The organism is Micromonospora sp. NPDC049275, assembly GCF_043197115.1.
Taxonomy (GTDB): Bacteria; Actinomycetota; Actinomycetes; order Mycobacteriales; family Micromonosporaceae; genus Micromonospora.
In genome coordinates, this window is the sequence record NZ_JBICSN010000016.1 from 122,265 (window position 1) to 129,078 (window position 6,814).

Sequence of the window (6,814 nt, forward strand, 5' to 3'; positions counted from 1 at the left end):
AGCATGCCGGACGCCGTTCAGGCGTTTCCTCCCGGGTCGACCCCGGGGCCGATCAGCGCCGCTTGGCGCCACCCGGCCGGTTGCCGCCGCCGCCGGGGCGGCCACCCCGGACACCGGTCGGCCGCTTGCCCGCCGGCCGCGCGCCCACCTTCGGGGCGGCGCCGGCCAGCGCGGCGGACTCCGGGTCGAGCGGCGCGTCGGCCACCTCGCCGTCGACCGGGGCCGGGGCACCCTTGCCGCTGACCTCGCCACGGCTCGGCGCACCCCGGCGGGCCTGCACCCGCTTGTTGTGCGCCTGGATGCGCGGGTCGTAGTTCTTCAGCAGCGCCAGCAGCGGCGTCGCCACCAGGATGGAGGTCAGGAACGCCACCGCCATACCGACGAACAGCACCAGGCCGAGGTCCTTCAGCGTGCCGGCGCCGAGCAGACCGGCGCCGATGAAGAGCAGACCACCGACGGGCAGCAGGGCCACCACCGAGGTGTTCAGCGACCGCATGAGGCTCTGGTTGACGGCCAGGTTGGCCGCCTCGCCGTACGTCAGGTTGTTGTTGGCGGTGATGCCCCGGGTGTTCTCCTGCACCTTGTCGAAGACCACCACCACGTCGTAGAGCGCGAAGCCCAGGATCGTGAGGAAGCCGATGATCGTCGACGGCGTGACCTCGAAGCCGACGAGCGAGTAGATGCCGGCGGTGAGGATCAGGTTCGTGAACAGCGACGCCACCGCGGCGACCGCCATTCGCCACTCGAAGCGCAGGATCAGGTAGACCATCACCAGCGCGATGAAGATGACCAGGCCGAGCAGGGCCCGCGAGGTGACCTGGCTGCCCCACGCCTCGCTGACCTGGTTGCCGCTGATCTGGCCCGCGTCGATGCCGAACCGCTTGGCGATGTCGGCCTTGACCGCGGTGGTCTGCTCCGCGCTGAGCTGACCGGTACGGAACTCGTACGAGTCGCCGCCCGTGCCGCCGACCTTCTGCGCCGTCGCCACCTCGGCGCCGCCGCCCTCGGCCGCGAGCGCGGCGTTTACCTGCTCCTCGGCCCTGTCCATGGTGCCGACGCTTGCCGGCACCTGGAAGGAGTTGCCGCCGGCGAACTCGATGCCGAGGCTGAACCCGCGGATCGAGACGCTCAGGATCGCGATCAGGATCAGGATCCCGGCGACACCGAACCAGAGCTTGCGCCTACCGACGACGTTGAGACCGGCCTCGCCGTTGTAGAGGCGGCTCGCCAGACCGTTCTGAGCCATCTCAGGCCTCCTTGGCGCGCGGGTTGCGGGGCTGAGTCTGCTGGCTGCGGGCCGGAAGCGCCCGGCCCAGGCCGCTGACCCGCGGGGACAGGAACGCCCGGGTCCGGGCGAACATCGTCATGATCGGGTGCCGGAAGAGGAAGACCACGACCAGGTCCAGCACCGTGGCGAGGCCGAGGGCGAACGCGAAGCCCTTGACCGTGCCGACCGAGACCACGTAGAGCACCACCGCGGAGAGCAGGGTGATCGCGTTGGCCGAGATGATCGTCCGGCGGGCGCGGACCCAGGCGCGGGGCACCGCGCTGCGCGGGCTGCGCCCCTCCCGGATCTCGTCCTTGAGTCGTTCGAAGTAGATGACGAACGAGTCCGCCGCCACACCGAGCGAGACGATCATGCCGGCGATGCCGGCGAGCGTGAGCGTGAAGCCGATCTGCCGGCCGAGCACCACAAGCGCGCCGAAGACGAGCAGCGCGGACAGGATCAGGCTCAGGAAGATCACCGAGCCGAGCAGCCGGTAGTAGAAGAACGCGTAGATGATGACCAGCAGCATGCCGATGCCGGCGGCGAGCAGACCTGCCCGCAGGTGGCTGGCGCCCAGGGTCGCGGTGACGTTCTGCGACTCCTGCGGCTTGAAGGTCACCGGCAGCGCGCCGTAGCGGAGCTGGCCGGCGAGAGCGCTGGCGTCCTTCTGGGTGAAGCTGCCGGTGATCTGGGAGTTGCCGGTCAGCACAGCCTGGATCTCCGGGGAGGAGACGATCTCGTTGTCCAGCACGACGGCCACGCGGCACTTGCCGTCCTGGCCGAGAGCGGACGCGTCGCAGGCCTGGCCCTCGTTGGTGAACGACTCGCGGGTCAACGCGGTCCACTTGGCCTGGCCGTCACCGGTGAAGTCGAGGCTGACCACCCAGGCGTTGGTCTGGTCGAGCACCGCGTCGGCGTCGTCCACGTCGGTGCCCAGCACCTTGGCCTGGTCCAGCAGGTACTTCGAGGCGCCGCCCTCGCAGGCGACGACCTGCTGCTTCTCGGCCGAGATCGACGCCGGGGGGCGCTTGTCGAGCTGGGCGCAACTGATCGTCGGCACGTTGAACTGCATCTGCGCCGGCAGCACTGCGACCTCCTGCGGCGACAGCGCGCTGAACGGCTTCAGCTTGTCGCCCAGCGACGGGTCGGCGCTCAGGTCGGCGGGGGCCTGCAAACCGCTGGCGGCCTGCCAGGCGGCGGCGCCGACCTTCTGCTCGACGGCCTTGCGCTGCTCCTCGACACTCGCCGGCACCGGCTCGGCGCTGGCGGACGGCGCGGCGGCACCCGCCGGAGCCGAGGCAGAGGCCGAAGCCGAGGGGGTCGGCGTGGCGCTGGCGGACGGCGCGGGCGCCATACCGCCCTGCCCACCGCTGGCCGACGTGCTCACCTTCGGCGCGACGCTTGCCGACGTGCTCACCTTGGGCGCGCCGCTGCCCGACGGGGTCGCCGAGGGAGCGCCGGACGGGGTGACGCTGCCCGGCGGGGCCCCCGTGGGAGCGGGCGCGGCGGCCGTACCGCTGCCGTCAGCGGCCTTGAGCACCTTGCGGAAGCGCAGCTCGGCGGCGCTGCCCACCTCGTCGAGGTTCCGGTTCTCACCGGGCAGGGAGATGACGATGTTCCGGTTGCCCTCGGTGACCACCTCGGCCTCGGCCACGCCGAGCCCGTTGACCCGGTTCTCGATGATCTGCCGGGCCTCCTCGAGGTTCTCGGCCGTCGGGGGCTTGCCGTCGACGTTGTTGGTCGCCTCCAGCGTCATCCGGGTGCCGCCGATGAGGTCCAGGCCGAGCTTGGGCTCCAGCCGGTCCTTGAAGCTGCCGCTGGCGCCGCCCGAGAAGAACACCAAAAGATAGAGGACGACGAAGATGAACCCGAGCACGGCGAGCTGCCGGCCGGGTCGCATCTGTCCCTGAGGTGGTGCCACGGTTGTCCTGTCTCCCTGTACGGTCGCGCCGCTGCGCGCGGCGGCGGCGAGTGTCGGGCCGGGGGTCCCGGCCAACGGGTCTGACCTGGCCGACGGGGATGTCGGCACGCTGACCGGACGCGCCGGCGTGGGACGCCGACGGTCACGGGAACGTGCCGACGCCCGGCGTCGACCCAACTATCCAGTTTTCACATCGCGTCCGCTGCCCCGTCGGGCGCGGTGGCTCCGAGCGCCGGTCGCCTGGCCGTACGCCAGGGCCGCCGCCCGGATCAGTCCTTGACGGTGTCCGCGTCCTCGGTGACCGGCTCGCTCGGCAGCTCCGCGCGGGTGACCACCCGGGCGATGGCCGGCCGCGCGTAGCGGGTCTGCACGCCCGGAGCGATCTCGAGCAGAACGGCGTCGTCCTCGACGCCGGTGACCGTGCCGTAGAGCCCACCGATCGTCACGACCTCGTCGCCCGGGCCCAGCCCGGACTGCATGGCCTCCGCGTCGCGGCGACGCTTCTGCTGCGGACGGATCATCATGAAGTACATGACGCCGAAGAGCAGGACGATCATCAGGATCGGCGTGAAGCCGCCGGCCCCACCACCCGCTGCAAGGTATTGCACGGTTACTGCCTTCCCATTGGCCACCGTCCCGGCACGAGGGTGCCGGAGCGGAGGCGGATTCTCACATCCTGTACAGACCGCGGCGAAGTCTAATCCCTGCACCTGAGAACACCGAATGCGGCACAGATCACGTTCACATCACGGCTGATCGGTGTCCTGGGAGAACAGATCGGGCGCAGACGGGACATCCATCCCAAATGTACCATTCGGCGGTGTACGCCCCAGGTGCCGCCAGGCGGCCTCCGTGGCGACCCGGCCCCGCGGGGTACGAGCCAACAGGCCGGCCCGCACCAGGAACGGCTCGCAGACCTCCTCGACGGTGTCCGGCTGCTCCCCCACCGCGACGGCGAGGGTGGACAACCCGACCGGACCGCCCCGGAACGAATCCACCAGCGCGGTCAGCACCGCCCGGTCCAGCCGGTCCAGGCCCAGCGCGTCGACGTCGTACACCGTCAACGCCTTACGGGCGGTGCCCAGGGTGACCACACCGTCGCCCCGGACCTCGGCGTAGTCGCGGACGCGGCGCAGCAGCCGGTTGGCGATCCGGGGGGTGCCCCGGGACCGGCCCGCGATCTCTGCCGCGCCGTCAGCGGTGATCGGCACGCCGAGGATGCGCGCCGACCGGTGCAGCAGCGTCTCCAGGTCCGCCGGGGCGTAGAAGTCGAGGTGCGCCACGAAGCCGAACCGGTCCCGCATGGGCCCGGTCAACAGACCCGAGCGGGTGGTCGCGCCGACCAGGGTGAACGGCTCGACGTCCAGCGGGATCGCCGTCGCCCCCGGACCCTTGCCCACGATCACGTCGACCCGGAAGTCCTCCATCGCGCTGTAGAGCAGCTCCTCCGCCGGCCGGGCGATCCGGTGGATCTCGTCGATGAAGAGCACGTCGCCCTCGGCGAGGCTGGTCAGGATCGCCGCCAGATCGCCGGAACGCTCGATCGCCGGGCCGCTGGTCACCCGGATGCCCGCTCCCAGCTCCGCGGCGACGATGTTGGCCAGGCTCGTCTTGCCCAGCCCGGGTGGCCCGGAGAGCAGGATGTGATCCGGGGGCGAACCCCGCCGCATCGCGCCCTGCAACAGCAGGTCGAGCTGATCGCGCACCCGGTCCTGGGCGATGAACTCGGCCAACCGCCGGGGCCGCACCGTGGCCTCCGCGTCCCGGTCGGCATCACTGACGTACGCCGAGACGAGCCCGTCGGTATCGCTCACCGTGCCGCCTCCCGTCGCGGCCGGGCGGTCATCGGGTCCGACCCAGCAGGCGGATGGCCTGCTTGAGCAGGACCGGCACGGGCGGGGTGGCCCCGTCGATGGTCTCCGCCACGGCGGCCACGGCCTGGTCGGCCTGACCGGCCGTCCAGCCCAGACCGACAAGCGCCTGGCGCACCTGATCGGGCCAGGCGCCGCCGGTCACGCCCCCCACCCCGTCGGCGCCGATCGACACCGGGCCGATCCGGTCCCGCAATTCCAGCACCAGACGCTCGGCGCCCTTCTTGCCGATCCCCGGAACCCGGGTCAGCGCGGCGGTGTCGGCGTTGGCGATGGCCTTGCGGACCGCGTCCGGCGTGTGCACGGCCAGCACGGCCTGAGCCAGCCGCGGGCCGACCCCGCTGGCGGTCTGCAACAGCTCGAACAGCGCCTTGGCGTCGTCGTCGGCGAACCCGTAGAGGGTCAGCGAATCCTCCCGGACCACCAGGCTGGTGGCCAGCCGGGCCGGCTGCCCCACCCGCAGCTCCGCGAGCGTCCCGGGGGCGCAGTGCACGGCCAGGCCGACACCGCCGACCTCGATCACGGCCAGATCCGGACCCGTCGCGGTCACCGTGCCGCGCACGCTGGCGATCATCGTGCTCCTCCTCGTCGTGCCCGGTCGGCCGCGGCGGCCAGCTTGGAGCGGGTGCCACCGCGCCACACGTGGCAGATGGCCAGGGCGAGCGCGTCAGCGGCGTCGGCCGGCTTCGGTGGCTCGTCCAGCCGCAGCAGCCGGGTCACCATGGCGGTCATCTGCGCCTTGTCAGCCTGACCGGAACCGGTCACCGCCGCCTTCACCTCGCTGGGGGTGTACGTCTGCACCGGCAGCCCCGCCCGCGCCCCGGCCAGCACGGCGATGCCGCTGGCCTGCGCGGTGCCCATCACCGTACGGACGTTGTGCTGGCTGAACACCCGCTCGACGGCGACGCTCTCCGGCTGATGCTCGGCGACCAGCTTGGTCAGCGACCGGTCCAGGTGCAGCAGGCGCAGCGCCAGGTCGTCGGCCGGGTCGGTGTAGACCACGTAGTAGGCGATGAGCCTGCAGGGGCGACCGGGCACGCCCTCGACGACGCCCACCCCACAGCGCGTCAACCCCGGGTCGACCCCCAGCACCCGCACGCCGCCCCCTCCCCCAGCCGTCAGCAGTACGTGTGTTCGACACCCTAACCGCAGCCCTTCCCACCGGCCCCACGGGACACGCCCTCGCATTCGTGCCAGCATCCGCCCGCGCAGTGGCCGCCACCTTCCCGGCACGCCGACGCACGCCAAGGCCCTGCGGCGTGCGCCGGAGCGCTCGCGGCCCGCGCCGGAGCCGTGCAGCGCGCGTCGGGACCTCGCTGCATGCGTTGGGACCTCGCAACATGCGCCGAGGTGCCTCACGGCGCAGGCCGCCCCTCACGGCGTGCCCGGGCTTCGCGGCGTGCCCGGGCTTCGCGGCGTGCCCGGGCTTCGCGGCCTTGCCCCGGCGCCTCGCGGGTTGCGCCTGGGTTTCGCGGTCGACGCGCGGGCCCAGCGCCGTCCGCCGGTGGCCGATAACGCCGCCCCTCGACCGCCCGGGACGGTCTCCGGCTGCCTGCGCGCGGAGATCTTGGACAGTTTCCGTTAGCCGGGCGGGCTCAACTGGTGGTTGCAACACCCTTCCGTTTTCTTCGTTGGGGTGGTTATGGCGTCGAGGTTGAGTCCGCTGGAGCGGGAACAGATCGGGTTGGGTCGGGCTGCGGGTGAGTCGTTGCGGTCGATCGCGGGCAGGTTGGAGCGGTCGGTGTCGACGATCTC

General features: G+C 71.9%; 7 protein-coding genes. 1 reads left to right on the plus strand and 6 read right to left on the minus strand.

The genetic code is table 11. The features are described 5' to 3' along the window. Positions 1-52: 52 nt before the first annotated feature. From secF to ruvC, 6 genes are all read right to left on the minus strand, one after another. Positions 53-1,246, minus strand: coding sequence for a protein translocase subunit SecF (gene secF, locus ACGFIE_RS30310; protein WP_393301021.1), 1,194 nt, complete (start codon positions 1,244-1,246; stop codon positions 53-55). A 1-nt stretch (position 1,247) separates the two neighbouring features. Then, a complete protein-coding gene (gene secD / locus ACGFIE_RS30315) occupies positions 1,248-3,188 on the minus strand; it encodes a protein translocase subunit SecD (RefSeq protein ID WP_393301024.1) in 1,941 nt (646 codons plus the stop codon). A 269-nt stretch (positions 3,189-3,457) separates the two neighbouring features. Then, a complete protein-coding gene (yajC, locus tag ACGFIE_RS30320) occupies positions 3,458-3,796 on the minus strand; it encodes a preprotein translocase subunit YajC (protein ID WP_007458273.1) in 339 nt (112 codons plus the stop codon). 138 nt (positions 3,797-3,934) lie between these two features. Further along, on the minus strand, positions 3,935-5,002 hold the full coding sequence (gene ruvB, locus ACGFIE_RS30325) for a Holliday junction branch migration DNA helicase RuvB (protein ID WP_393301027.1): 1,068 nt from the start codon (positions 5,000-5,002) through the stop codon (positions 3,935-3,937). Positions 5,003-5,030: 28 nt separating this feature from the next. Next, on the minus strand, positions 5,031-5,633 hold the full coding sequence (gene ruvA / locus ACGFIE_RS30330; protein WP_354856024.1) for a Holliday junction branch migration protein RuvA: 603 nt from the start codon (positions 5,631-5,633) through the stop codon (positions 5,031-5,033). After that, positions 5,630-6,157 carry a crossover junction endodeoxyribonuclease RuvC gene (ruvC, locus tag ACGFIE_RS30335; RefSeq protein WP_393301030.1) on the minus strand — a complete coding sequence of 176 codons (528 nt, stop codon included), beginning with the start codon at positions 6,155-6,157 and terminating at the stop codon, positions 5,630-5,632. Before ruvC ends, ruvA begins: the two co-directional genes overlap by 4 nt. 544 nt (positions 6,158-6,701) lie before the next feature. Here ruvC and ACGFIE_RS30340 point away from each other — a divergent pair. After that, the coding region (locus ACGFIE_RS30340; RefSeq protein ID WP_393294597.1) for a helix-turn-helix domain-containing protein at positions 6,702-6,814 on the plus strand (113 nt) is incomplete at its 3' end.